This is a genomic window from Acetobacter cerevisiae (assembly GCF_001580535.1).
Classification (GTDB): domain Bacteria; phylum Pseudomonadota; class Alphaproteobacteria; order Acetobacterales; family Acetobacteraceae; genus Acetobacter; species Acetobacter cerevisiae.
The window spans coordinates 1-907 of sequence record NZ_LHZA01000020.1; the positions used below are offsets into that span (position 1 = coordinate 1).

Below are 907 nucleotides of genomic sequence, written 5' to 3' on the forward strand. Positions count from 1 at the left end.
TGCCTGGACGAGCGCAGAGCGCGCGGCGTTCATCTCAACACGCGCTTGAGCCTTGGAATACGACCGCATCAGACGCCGGAAAGCCGCATACGCCGCCATATTACCGAACTCGAACTTGAGAGCCTCAGCAACAGGCCAAACCCCAGACTTGCCCCACATGCGGCCAGTCTGCCCCTGCCAGCCAGACGGCAAACAATGGGAAGAACGCTGAATGTGCCGAGCGCCACGGGCCGCGTGCTTTGCCACGTATTGAGACCAGCCCAGAGCGTCATAGATGTGCTTGACCGTCTGAGACCACTTCTGCGCCCCGTAGGATGCCGCCAGATGCGTCCAGACAGAGACAAGCCTATGTTCCATAGCGGAAGCCCCGCCAGCAGCCTCTACGGCTTCCTGAGCGAAATACACGGCCCCATGCAGGTGAGGAACGCCGCGTTTTTGCCACTCAGTGACCCAGTGCAAGCGCATGGCCGAAGGAGAAACCTTCGTTCCTCTCATGAGAGCCTCAGAGACGTAACGGACAAGCCTAGACCAATCCTGAGCCGTCTCAGGACACGTCTGAACGGTGAAGGTCAAAGAGAACCCTACGCCATCCAATTTGTCGTTTTCGACAGACCAGAGGAAACGCATATTCCGCCGTGCAACAGACGGAGACCAGCCACCACAAGAGCCACGTTTTGAGGGAGATTTGTTCATTCCGGCCTTCCCTAAGGAACAACCGTTCGGGTATAACGTAAGCAAGTTTCGATCCTTGGCGTGAACAAGGGTTGAGACAGAGGGTTGGACGGGTGATGACCGTTCAGCCCTCATTTTTTTTGTGCCGTTGGTTTCCCAATCTCAAGCGGGGAAGAGCCTAAATTCTTTCCGTTTGGGGCGGCCTTGCGGAGATATGAAACTATATAATCAAGAG

General features: G+C 56.0%; 1 protein-coding gene. It reads right to left on the minus strand.

The features are described from left to right. On the minus strand, positions 1-807 hold an 807-nt coding region (locus AD928_RS15405), incomplete at its 3' end, for a rolling circle replication-associated protein (protein ID WP_457851276.1). Positions 808-907: the final 100 nt, after the last annotated feature.